Origin of the sequence: Pseudomonas sp. BT76 TE3572 (assembly GCF_050435365.1) — a bacterium.
Taxonomy (GTDB): domain Bacteria; phylum Pseudomonadota; class Gammaproteobacteria; order Pseudomonadales; family Pseudomonadaceae; genus Aquipseudomonas; species Aquipseudomonas fluorescens_W.
This window is the reverse complement of record NZ_JBNDKE010000001.1, coordinates 5,095,690-5,110,992: the sequence shown is the minus strand read 5'-3', so window position 1 is coordinate 5,110,992 and position 15,303 is coordinate 5,095,690. Positions and strand designations below refer to the sequence as shown.

The 15,303-nt window shown below is 57.9% G+C and carries 9 protein-coding genes; 2 read left to right on the top strand and 7 right to left on the bottom strand.

What is annotated here, in order from left to right:
- Window positions 1-2 precede the first annotated feature (2 nt).
- Both ABH912_RS23145 and ABH912_RS23140 read right to left on the bottom strand, forming a co-directional pair.
- Window positions 3-161, bottom strand: a complete 159-nt coding sequence (locus ABH912_RS23145) for a YqaE/Pmp3 family membrane protein (protein ID WP_007904205.1) — start codon at window positions 159-161, stop codon at window positions 3-5.
- A 209-nt stretch (window positions 162-370) separates the two neighbouring features.
- Window positions 371-1,654 (bottom strand): aspartate aminotransferase family protein, encoded by a 1,284-nt coding sequence (locus ABH912_RS23140; RefSeq protein ID WP_429511751.1) that lies wholly within the window; start codon window positions 1,652-1,654, stop codon window positions 371-373.
- A gap of 169 nt (window positions 1,655-1,823) precedes the next feature.
- Between ABH912_RS23140 and ABH912_RS23135 the strand changes: the two genes are divergently transcribed.
- A complete protein-coding gene (locus tag ABH912_RS23135) occupies window positions 1,824-2,753 on the top strand; it encodes a LysR family transcriptional regulator (RefSeq protein WP_056741283.1) in 930 nt (309 codons plus the stop codon).
- Window positions 2,754-2,980: 227 nt separating this feature from the next.
- On the opposite strand, the gene ABH912_RS23130 is transcribed toward ABH912_RS23135, so the two are convergent.
- The 4 genes from ABH912_RS23130 to ABH912_RS23115 form a co-directional block, all read right to left on the bottom strand.
- Window positions 2,981-4,759, bottom strand: coding sequence for an acyl-CoA dehydrogenase C-terminal domain-containing protein (locus tag ABH912_RS23130; RefSeq protein WP_429511750.1), 1,779 nt, complete (start codon window positions 4,757-4,759; stop codon window positions 2,981-2,983).
- Window positions 4,760-4,946: 187 nt separating this feature from the next.
- Window positions 4,947-6,743 (bottom strand): acyl-CoA dehydrogenase C-terminal domain-containing protein, encoded by a 1,797-nt coding sequence (locus ABH912_RS23125; RefSeq protein ID WP_429511749.1) that lies wholly within the window; start codon window positions 6,741-6,743, stop codon window positions 4,947-4,949.
- A gap of 90 nt (window positions 6,744-6,833) precedes the next feature.
- Window positions 6,834-8,123: a GGDEF domain-containing protein gene (locus ABH912_RS23120; protein WP_429511748.1), complete on the bottom strand. Its 1,290-nt coding sequence runs from the start codon at window positions 8,121-8,123 to the stop codon at window positions 6,834-6,836.
- 150 nt (window positions 8,124-8,273) lie between these two features.
- Window positions 8,274-10,415, bottom strand: a complete 2,142-nt coding sequence (locus tag ABH912_RS23115) for a cytochrome-c peroxidase (protein ID WP_429511747.1) — start codon at window positions 10,413-10,415, stop codon at window positions 8,274-8,276.
- Window positions 10,416-11,542: 1,127 nt separating this feature from the next.
- On the opposite strand from ABH912_RS23115, the gene ABH912_RS23110 reads away from it, so the two are divergent.
- On the top strand, window positions 11,543-13,318 hold the full coding sequence (locus ABH912_RS23110) for a hypothetical protein (protein ID WP_429511746.1): 1,776 nt from the start codon (window positions 11,543-11,545) through the stop codon (window positions 13,316-13,318).
- 78 nt (window positions 13,319-13,396) lie between these two features.
- Here ABH912_RS23110 and ABH912_RS23105 read toward each other — a convergent pair whose 3' ends face one another.
- On the bottom strand, window positions 13,397-15,202 hold the full coding sequence (locus ABH912_RS23105; protein ID WP_429511745.1) for a phenylacyl-CoA dehydrogenase: 1,806 nt from the start codon (window positions 15,200-15,202) through the stop codon (window positions 13,397-13,399).
- Window positions 15,203-15,303: the final 101 nt, after the last annotated feature.

Genomic DNA, 15,303 nt, shown 5'->3' with positions numbered 1-15,303 from the left:
ACTCAGCGCTTGGCGATGATGTACACCGCATGCACGATCCCGGGGATGTAACCGCACAGCGTCAGCAGAATATTCAGCCAGAACGCCCCGGCGAAACCGACTTGCAGAAACACACCCAGTGGCGGCAACAGAATGGCGATGATGATGCGAATAAAGTCCATGGGGTCAGCTCCTGATTAAAGTTGGCTCGTGTGAGCCATACAGCTAATCGACCTTTGCCGTTTGTCAGGGTTCAGTTCTGTGACTTCCGAGCACCCAACCATCGCGGTGAATTTCGCAGACAAAAAAACGCCCCACGCCAAAAGAGTCAGGCGTGGGGCGATGCGTTATACCGCGAGACGGTTCGGGAATTCGTGTAGGGCGGGTCTGATCAGACGGCAATCCCTTTGCGGCACTGCAGTTGCGCAGTGCGCACGCGGGAGAAGGCGCGGGCCAGGCGCAGGAGCATTTCGTCGATGTTGGCTTTGCTGACGGTCAGGGCCGGGGTAAAGCGCAGGCAATCGGGCTGCGGAGCGTTGAGTAGCAGGCCTTCGTACAACGCCGCCTTGACGACGGCGTCAGCCGATTCGTCGGACAAGGTAAGACCCCAGAACAGTCCTTGCCCGCGCAGCTCACCGTGACCATAGCGATGGGATAAACGCTGCAGACCTTCGCTCAAGTGCTGACCGGTTTCCCTGACATGATCGAGAAACCCCTTGTCCTGCACGCTGTCGAGCACGGCAAGCCCGGCAGCCGTCATCAGCGCATTGCCATGATGAGTACCTGTCACTTCGCCGACCTCGAAACAGCAGGCCTTGCCCCGCGCCAGCAACGCCGCCAATGGCACGCCACCGCCCAGCCCTTTGCCGAGAACAACGATATCTGCCCGCACGCCGTAGGATTGTTCGGCGAGTAAAGTGCCGCAACGACCGATGCCGGTTTGCACTTCGTCGAAGATCAGCAGAATGCCCAGCTCACGGCACAGGCGCTCGACCCCTTTGAGGTAATGCTCGGTGGCCGGTATCACCCCGGCTTCGCTCTGGATCGGTTCGAGCATGATCGCCACGGTCTGGGCGTCGACAGCCGCATGCAAGGCCGGAAGGTCATTGAACGGCACGTGACTGAAGCCCGGAAGTAGCGGCTCGAATCGGTTAGTCAGATTCGAACTGTCCGACGCCGAAATCGTCCCCAGACTACGACCATGGCAACCGTTGCTGGCAACGATAATCCGCGAAGCCCCGCCACGATGCCGTTGGCCCCATTTACGCGCCAGTTTGATCGCCGCTTCACAGGCTTCGCTGCCACTGTTGAGCAGGTACGCCTGATCACTGCCGGTGCTGGAACACAGTCGCTCAGCAAGATTGAGCATGCCGCGGTTATGCAGGCCGAAACCGGGGTTGATCAACGACTGAGCCTGCGTCGCGATGGCGTTGACCAGCACCGAAGGGCTGTGTCCGAGGCTATTGGCCCCGCCACCTTGTGAGAAATCCAGATAAGCGCGGTCATCGCTGTCCCACAACCATGAGCCCTGGCCGCGCACGAATATCTGTTTCGGTCTCTCGACACTGGGCATCAGGCACTCGCTGGAAAGATTGTCGCCTTGGGACGGCAAGAAGGCGCCTACCGCCAGGTCATCAAGACTCGGAGGAGTACGCCGCAGATTAAACAGGTTCATCTGATCAAACCTCGTGTGAGGTTTTTTGCCTTACCTATGTAAACACCCTCGAAGCAAACGGTATTCATCGCGCTCTGTGGCCCTGTAAGCCTTGTGAATGCGGTTAGACTAGGCTCAGGCGAGGCCTTGGGCCATTTCGATTTCCCAGCATTTTCGATAAGCACACCTTATGGATTTCAAGCAACTGCGTTATTTCGTCGCGGTCTACGAAGAAGGTCATGTGGGCCGGGCTGCCGAGCGGCTTTCAATCTCCCAGCCGGCACTGTCCCAGCAGATCCGCCACCTCGAACAAAACCTCGATGTGAGCCTGTTCGAACGCAGCAGCAAACGTCTGCTGCCCACCCTGGCTGCTCATACTTTGTACAACCATGCCCTGCCCTTGCTGGATGGATTGCAGCGGGCACGGGAAGCGTTGGGCAACTTCAAGGGCCAGGCGCTGCGCACGTTGGCCATCGGTGTATTGCAGACCGTCCATACCAGCCTGGTGCCGCAGATGCTCGAACGCGTGCGCAAGGCACAGCCGCATTTAGTGGTGCAGATCTATGAACTGACAGGGCTGGAAATCGAGCGGCGCTTGCTCAACGGCTCTCTGGACATTGGCATCAGCTATCTGCCGCCTCGTCAGCCGGGGTTGCACGGCGTGATGCTGTACGAAGACGAGCTGACCCTGGTCATCCCGGCGGATCACCCGTTGCGGGAATTCAAGAAAGTCTCGATGAGTCAGGCCGCCGAATTGCCAATGTTGTTGCTGGGTGAAGAGTTTCAAGTGCGGCAGATCTGGCAGGCGCAACTGGCCAATCTGGGACGACGTCCGCAGGTACAGGCAGAACTGAACAACATGGCGGGGATTCTCGACAGCCTGCCGCACACGCGACTGGCGACGGTGCTGCCCGGACGCTCGCAACAGGCACACGGCAATAAGGAACTGTTGTGGAAACCATTGAGCGAGCCGAGGGTGCCGCTGAAAGTTGGTTTGGTGTGTCGGGATGTGCAGCGGCAACAGGCTTCGCTGGCCTTATTGCGTACGTTGCTGGAGGAAGTGATGAATGGCTCGGAGGGTCGTTTGAGCAGCCCGGCAACCCTGGATGAAATGAGCTGAGCACTTTTTTGCAGGCAAAAGAAAACCCCGCCGAAGCGGGGCTTTGCAGACTGTTTCCCTGACATCCATTTCACTCCGCCGTCCTGGCAGAATCCTACGTGTCCGTGTTGTTGCTTTGCGCTTCCTGCGCGACGTCCATGTGAAGTAGATTAGCTGTGGATCCAATCTGCATCTATGGGAGAAAAGCAGCACGTCATGTAAGAGATTGCTTACATGACGTTACAGTGTCAGAACTGCCCTGCGTCCAGCAGGAACAAGGACTCGCTGCCGGCCTTCACCGACGCGCTCAACGAGTGAATACGCGGCAGCAGACGTGCGAAATAGAAGCGCGCCGTGCCCAACTTGCTCGCATAGAAATCGTCCTGGGCCTCTTTGCCAAAAGCGGCCTTGGCCATCAGTGCCCACATGTACGCATACGACACGTAACCGAATACTTGCAGGTACTCGACCGAGGCAGCGCCGATTTCGTTCGGGTTACTTTTCGCCCGATCCAGCAACCAGGCGGTCAGTTCGTCGAGGGTGGTCACGGCATCGTTCAGCGGTTTGGTGAACTCGGCCAGATCAGCACTGGCAGTCGCGGTGAAATGACGGATCTCGTCGGCAAACAGGTTGTAGAACGCCCCGCCCGTGCCGACGATCTTGCGCCCTACCAGGTCCAGCGCCTGAATGCCGTTGGTGCCTTCGTAGATCTGGGTGATGCGCACGTCGCGCACCAATTGCTCCTGGCCCCACTCACGAATGTAACCGTGGCCGCCGAAAACCTGCTGGCCGTGAATCGTGGTTTCCAGGCCCAGGTCGGTCAGGAACGCCTTGGCCACCGGGGTCAGCAAGGCCACCAAATCTTCTGCGCGTTTGCGGGTCGTGGCGTCTTCGCTGAACTTGGCGGTGTCGAGTTGCATGGCCACGTACGTCGAGAAGGCACGGCCGCCTTCGTTCGAGGCTTTCATGGTCAGCAACATACGACGCACGTCCGGGTGGACGATGATCGGGTCAGCGACCTTGTCCTTGTTCTGCGCGCCAGTCGGCGAACGGCTTTGCAGACGGTCGCGGGCGTATTCGACGGCGTTCTGGTACGAGCGCTCGCCGCTGGCCAGGCCCTGAATACCAACACCCAGACGTTCGTAGTTCATCATGGTGAACATCGCCGCCAGGCCTTTGTTCGGCTCGCCGACCAGATAACCCACGGCCTCATCGAAATTCATCACACAGGTCGCGGACGCCTGGATGCCCATCTTGTGTTCGATCGAACCGCAGGTCGCCGGGTTGCGTGCGCCCAGGCTGCCATCGGCATTGACCATGAACTTGGGCACCAGGAACAACGAAATACCTTTCGGGCCCGCCGGTGCGTCTGGCAGTTTGGCCAGTACCAAATGAATGATGTTCTCGGTCAGGTCGTGCTCACCTCCGGTGATGAAGATCTTGGTGCCACTGACTTTGTAGGAACCGTCGGCCTGAGGCTCGGCCTTGGTGCGGATGATCCCCAGGTCCGTGCCGGCGTGTGGCTCGGTCAGGCACATGGAGCCGGCCCAGACGCCGGCGTACATGTTCGGCAGGTACGCGGCTTTCAGCTCTTCGCTGGCGTGGGCGTTGATCGACAGGCAGGCGCCTGCGGTCAGCATCGGGTACAGGCCGAACGACAGGCTGGCGGAGTTGACCATTTCTTCGACCTGAGCCGAAACAGCCTTGGGCATGCCCATGCCGCCGTAGGTCGGATCGCCGCCGACACCGACCCAACCACCTTCAGCGTAAGTCTGATAAGCCTGTGGGAAACCTGCCGGCGTGGTGACGGCACCGTCCGCCCAATGGCAACCTTCTTCGTCAGCCGCACGACTCAGGGGCGCGATGCTTTTGCTGGTGACCTTGCCGGCCTCTTCAAGAATGGCTTCGACCGTTTCAGCATCGACAGTCTCGGCCAGCGCTGGCAGCTCGGCCCAGAGTTTGGCGACCTCGAAAACTTCATTGAGGACGAAGCGCATATCGCGCAGGGGCGCTTTGTAGTCAGCCATGGCAAACCTCGCAAGATCTAAACAGGTGATTCGTAGGAGTGGTGCTTTCGTTGAGTTTGAGTGTAACCCAACAACTTTTACGACACATAGGGTCAGCTCATGACCGTTTTGTTATTTTTAGTCACTGGAGAGCGAAGCATTAAAGAAGCCCGCAACTAGGCGGGCTCTTTTATGTCGATTTGAAACACTATAGTGCGAATAACTCCGCAGGCAGGTTCATCAGACAATCGCTGCCCGCCTCGATGCCCGCCCGATGAGCCGCCGTGCGAGGCAGCAAACGCTTGAAGTAAAACTCGTTGGTCGCCAGTTTTGCCTGGCAGTAATCGGCATCGCCACTGCCCGAATCGAGCTGTGCCTGAGCGACCAGCGCCATGCGCAACCACAGATAGCCAAGGATGATGTAACCGCTGTACATCAGGTAATCCACCGAAGCCCCGCCGACTTCATCCGGATTTTTCATCGCCGCCATGCCGACCTTGGTGGTCACCTCTCCCCACTGCTGATTCAGGTGGTTGAGCTGCGCCACGTAGCTGGCGAGTTGCGGATGTTCAGCGTTCGTCGCACAGAATTTGTGAACGATTTTGGTAAAGCCGCGCAGCAATTTTCCTTGGCTGCCGAGGACTTTTCTTCCAAGCAAGTCCAGCGCCTGAATGCCGTTGGTGCCTTCGTAGATCGGTGCGATCCGGCAGTCACGAACCAACTGCTCCATGCCCCACTCGCGAATAAATCCGTGCCCACCGAACACCTGCATGCCGTGGTTGGTCACTTCCAGCCCGGTATCGGTCATGAAGGCTTTGCAGATCGGCGTGAGGAACGCCAGCAGGTCTTCGGCATCCTGACGCGCCGTCTCATCCGTACTCAGATGTGCCACGTCCAGCAACTGCGCAGTGAAATAGGTCAGCGCCCGGTTGCCTTCGTTGAAGGCTTTCATCGTCAGCAACATCCTGCGCACGTCAGGATGAACAATGATCGGATCGGCAGGTTTATCCGGTGCTTTCGGACCGGTCAGCGCACGCATCTGCAGACGGTCGTTGGCGTACTTGATCGCCCCCTGAAAACTCGCCTCCCCCAGACACAAACCCTGCATGCCGGTGCCGAGCCGCGCGTGGTTCATCATGGTGAACATGCAGTTCAGGCCCTTGTTCGGCTCACCGATCAAGAAACCCTTGGCCTCATCGAAGTTCAGCACGCAGGTGGCCGAGGCCTTGATGCCCATTTTGTGTTCGATCGAGCCACAGGAAACGCCATTACGTTCGCCCGCCTCACCCTCGTCATTGGGTAGGAATTTAGGAACGATAAACAGCGAAATGCCCTTGGTGCCTGCCGGAGCGTCCGGCAGTTTGGCCAGCACCAGGTGAATGATGTTGTCACTCATGTCGTGCTCGCCGGCAGAGATGAAGATCTTGCTGCCGGAGATCGCGTAGCTGCCGTCGGCCGCAGGCACGGCGCGGGTTTTGATGATGCCCAGGTCGGTGCCGCAATGGGCTTCGGTCAGGCACATGGTGCCGGTCCATTGGCCGGCGGTGAGTTTGCTCAGGTAAGTCTGTTTCTGTTCTTCGGTGCCATGGGCGTGGATTGCCGACATTGCACCGTGAGTCAGGCCGGGGTACATGCCCCAGGAGGTGTTGCTGGAGCCGACCATTTCGCTGATCACCAGCCCCAGTGAACTCGGCAAACCCTGGCCACCGTAAACCGGATCAGCCGCCAGACCGTGCCAGCCGCCTTCAACGTATTGTGCGAAGGCCTGCTTGAAGCCTGTAGGCGTAGTCACCACGCCATTGTCGAAATGGCAGCCTTCTTCGTCGCCGCTGCGGTTTAGCGGTGCGAGAACGTTCTCACAGAATTTTGCACCTTCTTCGAGGATCGCATTGACCATGTCCGGGCTGGCATCGGTGGCGCCCAGCGCGGCGTAGTTGCTGTGAAAATCGAAGACGTGGTCGATCAGAAAGCGCATGTCGCGCAGGGGAGCTTTGTACTCAGGCATGGTCATTTCTCCGGCAGCAGATTCCCCAAACCTACTGCCGCGCCCCCGGCCTCACAATCACAGTCCAGACGCTGAATGCGCCATCATCACTCAATCAGTAGCGGCGTCCATGCGCACCGCGCCACGACGGTTTTGACCGAACGCCACCACACAGTTGCGCCCCGCGCCCTTGGCACTGTAGAGCGCCTCGTCCGCGGACTTGAGCACTTTTTCGGGGGTACGCTGCTCCAGTCGTTCGGCCACGCCGATGCTGACGGTGACCGACACACTTGAGGCGCCCGCGCCCGCGCGACGTTGACGACCTTGCTGGTCATCCTGAGGACGGCTGTCCTGATTGCGCAGTTGAATATTGTAGGTGGCGATGGACTCGCGGATGACTTCCAGGTGCGGCATGCACTCTTCGAGGGTCTTGCCTGCGAACACCAACGCAAATTCTTCTCCGCCGTAGCGATACGCCCTACCGCCTCCGCCGATTTTCGACAGCTTGCTGGCAACCAGTCGTAGTACCTGGTCGCCGACATCGTGACCGTGGGTGTCGTTGAATTTCTTGAAGTGATCGACGTCGCTCATCGCCAGCACGTAATTGCGCCCCAGCCGCTGCATCCGCTCGTTCAAGGCGCGGCGGCCCGGCAGACCGGTAAGCTCGTCGCGGAAGGCCATTTGATAGGCCTCATGGGCGACCGCTGCGGCAATCATCAACATCACCTGACTGCACATGATGTTCAGGGTGAACGGCAGGATGAAGGTTTTCGGCAACATCCAGAACAACCCGAGCAGGCCCACCAATTGGGCAGCATGCAAGGGTCGCGGGTTGCGCCAGTATTGCCAGGCCAGCAATACAAACGAGGCGATGAACACCGGATACGACAACTGGATCAGGCTCATCCACGCGCCATGCAGTGCCGGCCAGCGGATTTCCGACAGCCACATCAATAGCGCCTGCGGGTAACTTTGTTCCAGCCCCAACGCCACGCTACCGAAGGCCAGCAACACAGCGAAACGCGCCACCATGTCCTGGAACAGGTGGGTGCGCTCCTGCCAGGCGGCGAACACACCAAATAGCAGCGGGAGCAACAGGCAGCACAGATGGAACACCACAGCGGCGTCTTCGCGAACCTTGCCATTGTCACGGTAATAGTCGGTCTGGGTGTCGAGCAGGAAGTAGGCGATGTACACCGTGACCATCAGAAACAGTTCACGCTGACGTCGGTAAACCGCGCAGTAAGCACCGCCGAGCAACAACACCAGGGTTGGCAGTACGTTGAACAGGGAGGTGAAAAAGACGTTCAGGTCCTTCACGTACGCAGCCGCCAGCCCCGCGAGCAACAGCAGCAATGACGGCAGGAAATGGCTGAAACGTACAGCGGAAGAACGCGGCAAGGGTAAAGCTCCGACCCGTCATATCAATAGATGGCATTGTGCCCACCTACTGTAACGGCAGAAACGCCGGCTTACTGAGCGATTTGCCAGGTTTTTTTAGCAGGTGCGTGTCTGGCCGCAAAAACAGCGCGGCCAGTCACGGTCGTTCAATCAAAGATCGTTGTAGAACGGCAGCAACGGTCCCTCTTTAACTTTGCGACCTTCTGCACCTACGGGTTTGAGCGTCATTAGCGCATCCATCGCCTGTCGGGTGGTTATCTTCGGATTGACTGGCCGTATCGTCACGGAGTTTTCGTCACCCACCTCGCCTTGTGGAATGACCAGCGATGGATGATCGAATGGCGCCTGCTCCCAGGCGACCCGCGGATCGGTCAACCCGACCTCCATGAACTTGACCAGAGCATCCACTTCATCGGGAGTCAGGTTCAGCGCTGTCATGTCTGGATCGAGGTTCGATGTGTTGTGCTGATTCACACTCGGATGATCGAATCCGCTGGTGTTGTTCGCCTCCGAGCCGCGCCGGTCGCCGCCCCGGTTGTAGAACTCCATGACCTGTTTGAGCGTCGCGCGGCTGCCATTGTGGAAATAAGGCCCGGTCAACGCGATGTTGCGCAGGGTCGGGGTCTTGAATGCACCATCAACCGCATCGTGGAAGCCCACATTGGGCTTGAGCGTCGGGTCGCAGGGTATTCCCGCACTCAGCAGCGCTTCAAAGGTGCACACATCAACGTCCAGCGGATCCGGCACACTTTTGCCTTGCAGTTGGGTGTTGTATTCACGAGTGAACGACAGCGGGTTGCCCCACGCGTCCGATCCGCCGAGTGCCAGGTCCTCTGACGTCGGGCGCACACCGGTGTTGTAGAAGCCGTTGTCGTACAGCGCGATCAGGTTGTCAGCCATCACCATACGTTCGATCCGCTCACGGGGATGGAACAGCAAGCGGCTGGCGGCATTGGTCAGTTCCGCGCCGCCGTGACAACTGATGCACTTGCCTTTGCCAAGGAACAGATTCATCCCCTGGACTTGCTGGGCATTCATTGCCTGTTGATTGCCTTGCAGGTAGGCATCCAGCGGTGCCTGGTCGGAAATCAGGGTGGATTCGTACATCTGAATCGCCAGCCCAAAGAACAGCGAGAAGTTAGCTTCCATCTGGGTATAAGGAGCATCGCCGAGTGAAACCTGCTTTGTGGCGTTCCAAAGTCGAGGATAAAAAGCCGCCTTGATCAATTCCCTGTAGGTGGGCCGGCGGGCATCGGAAACGGGGCCGAGCACCGAATCGGTGGGTGAAATCCTCTGCTGTTTAAGCATCAGCGTATCGAGCATGCGCCGTCCAATGTCTGCGAAGGTGCGACCGCCGCAGGACATTTCAACCGGGCTGCCGGGTGGGCCCACAGCCTGAGAGGCGGCAGACGCATCGTTGAGCGCCAACCGAACCTTGGTCGCCACCCCGCTGCGGTCGCTGGTGACGAAAATCCCGGCGTCAGGGTCGCGATTACCGAACGGCGAGAAGCCGTTGAACACGTTATTGGCCCGACCGTCCCAGAAGTTGCGAACGTTGAACGCGGCATTGATCACTGTCGGAGCGTTGCGTCCCGTGCTGCGCCGCACGTTGATGCCATCCACCTGGAAGATACCGTCCGGTTGCTGCGTGCACTTGTCGAAACGCCGTTGCTTGGGTTTGACGAAGTTGGCGTCGAACACCCCTTGCGAGCCAATCACATCGTCGGTCGAGTAGACAATCGGCGAATTGCGATCCAGCGGATCGGCCAGCACATGGGTAGGGAAGTCGGTTTTCTTGAGCGTGTAGTTCGGCCCGCCCTTGCCTGCGGACAGGGTCGCGTAAGAAGAGACGTCGCCTGGAATATCGGCGGCTACGAACGGCTTGTTGAAGATCGACGCAACGTTTGCATGGGTGCTGGCCTGGCCCGGGTTGATCTGGTTGGTGATCCGGTGATCGACCCCTGCGTGAAAGTGGCAGGACGCACATGCCGTCGAGCCATCGCTACCGATCTCCATGTCCCAGAAAAGCGCCTTGCCCAACATAATCGCTGCCGAACGATTGAGTACATAGTCGGTCATCAGGTCGACTTTGCGCCCGCCCTCTGTTCCCGAGGGGTCAGGCGGTGTCATCCCATGCAGCGACTGCAGGCTGGGCACATCCGGCGCGGGCGTGACAACCTCTGGCGCTGTAGCGGCAAAAGCGCTGTTACAAGCCAGACTGACTGCGATCAGGTTACCCGCGATCACGCAGGTCAAGCGGGGAGTACGAAGGATGCTCAAGGGTTTTACCATGATGACATTCTCGATTCAGTACGGAGTAGCCGGGCTCCGGGATTTTCCTGTTACGAGATGAACTCACGGCCATGAATCGTGCTGCTCGCACGAGCCATTACACCAACTCGAAGTTGGGTACGACGCGGCGAAGCCGAACTGGCAAAGTACTCTCTTGGCTCAGGTTTGATAGAAACGCTTTTTTGTCGCGCCGGCGAGAGCGCTTAACTTCACTCTAGCTGTAACAAAAAATTTCAAAAGCGGAAACGAATATTTTTTTCTGTCAGGTGTTAGTTATTTTGTGTTAATAGCAGCCCCTCTCAAGTGCGACTAACCCCCCTCAACTTTGGTGTACCTCCACCCCCACTTCCGGGTTATATCCCCCAACGGTTATCTAAATACAATCAACAAAACAAATTAATATCAATATTTACAATCACTTATGCATAACAATCATCTATTTAAACCCTGGCAAAGTAATTGCTAACTCAGTAGCAAAGGGCGCCCGCTATTTAATCTCCCGGCACGCCAGATCCACTTACTCAGTACCTACATGATTAACCCCCACTTCACGCGTGTACAAGTTACACTGCGTGAGCTATGTATTTTATTTAACATCAATACAAAAAAGTCTTATGACTAACACCTAAATACATTTCTCTTGCAATGTTATTCCGCCCGGAGTAGGTATAGACAATATTTCTCATTCAGCACTTAGGATCAAACTCAACCAGTGAGTAACTGCACGTCATTTCATACACTCCCAAACTTGGGCATATATCCCCCCCTATGCTGGGGGTATTTATTCAATAGTGTTCTCCGCAATACCATCCTTGGCCGCGCAGCCCGCATTCTTAGTGCGCCGGCGATTGTTTGTATCTAATTGTTTCAAACCGGCACAACAACTGCTTTGTACGCCTCAGGCTCAAGGAAATGTCTCTCGCGTTTGCGTCCGTAACCGGCCGACGCAACGCAGGCGAAAGCATCCGAACGGCAAGTGTCGACCGTACACAGGCACTTACACCGCTGGATCGGGCCAACATTCGACACTCACGGCTTTGCGTTTTTCCTGCGCAGGATTCAGCGCATCAGCAAATCTACGGGCTCGATTGGCCGGCAATTGGTCTTGCAAGATACTGGAGTGCGCCATGACCTTATCTTTGTACGAAAAAAAGCTCGGCATACCGCTGCTGCCTAACAAACGATTCAACGGCATCTTCAGTCGCCAAGCACTGCTCGCCAGTGCCGTCGCTGTCGCACTGACCATTGGGGGTGGCGGATTTGCATTTGCCAAAAACGGAGCTGGTGGTGGCGGTGGTGGCGGGACTGCCAAGCCCCCGGGTGTGCCCTCGCCGTTCACGACACCCACACTGCCCGACCCGGTTTTTACAAACCCGACTGCGATACATGGGTTTGACGTTACAGGCTTTATCCAGAGCATGACGCTGGACTCCACCAATGCGAATTGCCCCAACACCAGCGACCCTGGCCGCTTTGGGGGGACCGTCCAATTAAACGGCGTCACGATTACTGTTCCTTGCAACACCGTTATGCAGATGCCGGCCAACACCCTGACCTGGGCCGACTTCGTCAGAGGTGGAACCCTGGCGCTCGGAAAATCAGCGGCGGCCTACCCCTCGTTCGAGATTCATGTGGTAGGCAATAGTGTCTCCAACAAGCAGATTGCCGGGCTGATCTTTGTCTCCCAGCAATCAACCAACGCGGGGAGCGGTTTCATCTCCCGGATCGACTACACCAACGGCAACCTCGAAGTTGACAGCGGGAATCCGACGCAACCCACGATTATTCAGATCAACGACCCGAACGGACGTTTTGGCCGACCTCAAAGCCCCGACCCACGCTTCTCCGTCGATGATGCCAACCCGACCATCCATGCCGCCACCGGCTACCCGATGTGCGTGCCCCGCACGATTTCCGGAGACGATGCACTCTGCCCACAGAAAAACCGCCCAAAAGTGGTCACCCCGACCACGACCAACAACTGCCGCAATTTCAGTCAGGCAGGCGTCACGCCTCCGACCAGTGGGGAGCTCTCGGGTCCAGCGGTGGGGCAGGTCTATTGCAGCCAGTACGTCATGAAGAGATTCAGCGATGCTAGCCGCACCGCGACGGACCCCGACCCGACGCAACAGGCCCCCTTCGAAGTCGGCGACTTCATCAGTTGGTCCGGCACCCTATTCAAGTCAACAACAACGGGCCTCCCGGATTTCATCTCTGCACACACGATCGAGGCGAATGTCGGGATCTACACTCAGCCTGGTTCGCAGCCCAGCTACCTGTCTATCGGGGAATTTGGCGTCGGCACGGCCGACCCGGCTGCAACGGCCATCAACGGAGTAGCCCAGGAGACGCAGGACCGGATTTTCCTTGAAGCCTCGACCACCGACATCAAGACCCCGGTCGACATCTATCTGATAGATGTCAATCCATCGACAGGTGTGCAAACCAATCGCTGGGTTACACCCTATGAAATGACGGGTGAATGCAACCCTGCGCTGGGCCTTGCGACCAGTTGCCTGGGAGCCTCGGGTGGTATTACCACACAGAACACAGGTCCTCAGCCACAACGCGCCAGATTACGTGCGACCAAAGCGCCCGCTGGGCTTCTTAGCCAGCCGACACGCACCTTGCGCGTCGTTGCGCGGTCACTTTGCGTTCCACAGCAGAGCTTGTCCCAGACCGCCGTGGACAGTTGCCTCCAAAATGCGGGCAGGCTGACCGTCGCCAATGGACTGATTGCCGGCCAGTATGTGGCACCGGTGTTTGAGTTCATCTTTCCGGAAGGCGTCAAGCCTGGCGATCCTGTGGTGCCTAACGACTTCTGGCATCTGCCGTTCATACGTAATGGCGAAGGCGTGAGCACCCCGACTGGCGTCGGCCCCCTGGATCCGACGCCATGGTGATCAAGGCCTGATCTCAGCGCAAAAAAAACCGCCGCTCCGGGAGGAAGCGGCGGTTTTTTTGAAGCACTGCGTTAAGGCTTAGTAGCCCAGCGCGAAGTCTTCTTCTTTCATCTCCATCAGGTTGTTAGCACCCGACAGCATGGTGACAACGTGAGTGCGGGTACGCGGCAGGATGCGCTGGAAGTAGAAGCGCGCAGTCTGCAGCTTGGCGGTGTAGAACGCCGTTTCGGTGGTGCCGGCAGCCAGTTTCTCGGCAGCCAGACGCGCCATGTCAGCCCAGAAGTATGCCAGGCAGGCGTAACCGGAGTACATCAGGTAATCCACCGATGCCGCGCCGACTTCTTCGCGGTCTTTCATGGCAGCCATACCGACCTTCATGGTCAGCTCGCCCCACTCTTTGTTCAGCGCAGCCAATGGCTCAACGAACTCTTTGACCGCTTCGTTACCTTCGTTGGTCTGGCAGAACTTGTGGACGATCTTGGTGAAGCCTTTCAGGGCCTCGCCTTGAGTCATCAGCACTTTCCGGCCCAGCAAATCGAGTGCCTGGATACCGGTGGTGCCTTCGTACAGCATCGAAATGCGGCTGTCGCGAACGTTCTGCTCCATGCCCCACTCAGCGATGAAGCCGTGGCCGCCGTAGATTTGCACGCCGTGGTTGGCGGATTCGAAGCCGACTTCAGTCATGAAGGCTTTGGCGATTGGCGTCATGAACGCCAGCAGTGCGTCGGCTTTCTTCTTCTCTTCTTCGTCCACGCCGTACTTGACGATGTCGACTTGCTTGGCAGTGAAGTAAACCATCGCACGGTTGCCTTCGGCGAAGGCCTTCATGGTCAACAGCATGCGACGTACATCAGGGTGAACGATGATCGGGTCAGCGGCTTTTTCCGGCGCTTTCGGGCCAGTCAGCGAGCGCATTTGCAGACGGTCACGAGCGTATTTCAGACCGCCCTGGAAGCCGATCTCGGCGTGAGCCAGACCTTGCAACGCGGTGCCCAGACGAGCGGTGTTCATGAAGGTGAACATGCAGTTCAGGCCTTTGTTCGCCGGGCCGATCAGGTAACCGGTGGCCGCGTCGAAGTTCATCACGCAGGTCGCGTTACCGTGGATGCCCATCTTGTGTTCCAGGGAACCACAAGTCACAGCGTTGCGTGCGCCGACCGAACCGTCTTCGTTCGGCATGAACTTGGGCACGATGAACAGCGAGATGCCTTTGGTGCCAGCCGGTGCATCCGGTAGGCGTGCCAGCACGATGTGGACGATGTTGTCGGCCATGTCGTGTTCGCCGGCCGAGATGAAGATCTTGGTGCCGGAGACTTTGTAGGAACCGTCGGCCTGAGGTTCAGCCTTGGTGCGCAGCATGCCCAGGTCGGTGCCGCAGTGCGGTTCGGTCAGGCACATGGTGCCGGTCCATTCGCCGGAAACCAGCTTGGTCAGGTAAGCCTCTTGTTGCTCAGGCGTGCCGTGCTCGGAAATGGTGTTCATCGCGCCATGGGACAGGCCTGGGTACATGCCCCACGACCAGTTGGCTTCGCCAACCATTTCGCTGACAGCCAGACCCAGAGACTCTGGCAGGCCTTGGCCGCCGTGCTCTACGTCGTGGGCCAGGCTTGGCCAGCCGCCTTCGACGAATTGTTTGTAGGCTTCTTTGAAGCCCGTCGGGGTTTTAACGCCGGACTCGCTCCAGGTGCAGCCTTCGGTGTCACCCACGCGGTTCAGCGGAGCCAGCACCTGCTCACAAAACTTGGCGCCTTCTTCGAGAATGGCGTCAACCATGTCTGGAGTTGCGTCTGCACAAGCCGGAAGGCTCTGATAGTGCGCTTCGTAGCCGAGCAGTTCGTCACGAACGAAGCGAATATCACGCAAGGGGGCCTTGTAGTCAGGCATAGCGATAAACCTCTGCTGATGTAACCGGGAATGAACGACCGTGTTGATTTGTTGTGACGGTCAAACAGTTGTTTGAAACATACGTTTACGCCCAAATCTTG

Excerpts from the sequence above, each read along its gene's own strand:
- ABH912_RS23140 (WP_429511751.1), bottom strand. The coding sequence starts at position 1,654 with ATGAACCTGTTTAATCTGCGGCGTACTCCTCCGAGTCTTGATGACCTG.
- ABH912_RS23105 (WP_429511745.1), bottom strand. The coding sequence starts at position 15,202 with ATGCCTGACTACAAGGCCCCCTTGCGTGATATTCGCTTCGTTCGTGAC.
- ABH912_RS23130 (WP_429511750.1), bottom strand. The coding sequence starts at position 4,759 with ATGGCTGACTACAAAGCGCCCCTGCGCGATATGCGCTTCGTCCTCAAT.
- ABH912_RS23115 (WP_429511747.1), bottom strand. The coding sequence starts at position 10,415 with ATGGTAAAACCCTTGAGCATCCTTCGTACTCCCCGCTTGACCTGCGTG.
- ABH912_RS23135 (WP_056741283.1), top strand. The coding sequence starts at position 1,824 with ATGGATTTCAAGCAACTGCGTTATTTCGTCGCGGTCTACGAAGAAGGT.
- ABH912_RS23110 (WP_429511746.1), top strand. The coding sequence starts at position 11,543 with ATGACCTTATCTTTGTACGAAAAAAAGCTCGGCATACCGCTGCTGCCT.
- ABH912_RS23125 (WP_429511749.1), bottom strand. The coding sequence starts at position 6,743 with ATGCCTGAGTACAAAGCTCCCCTGCGCGACATGCGCTTTCTGATCGAC.
- ABH912_RS23145 (WP_007904205.1), bottom strand. The coding sequence starts at position 161 with ATGGACTTTATTCGCATCATCATCGCCATTCTGTTGCCGCCACTGGGT.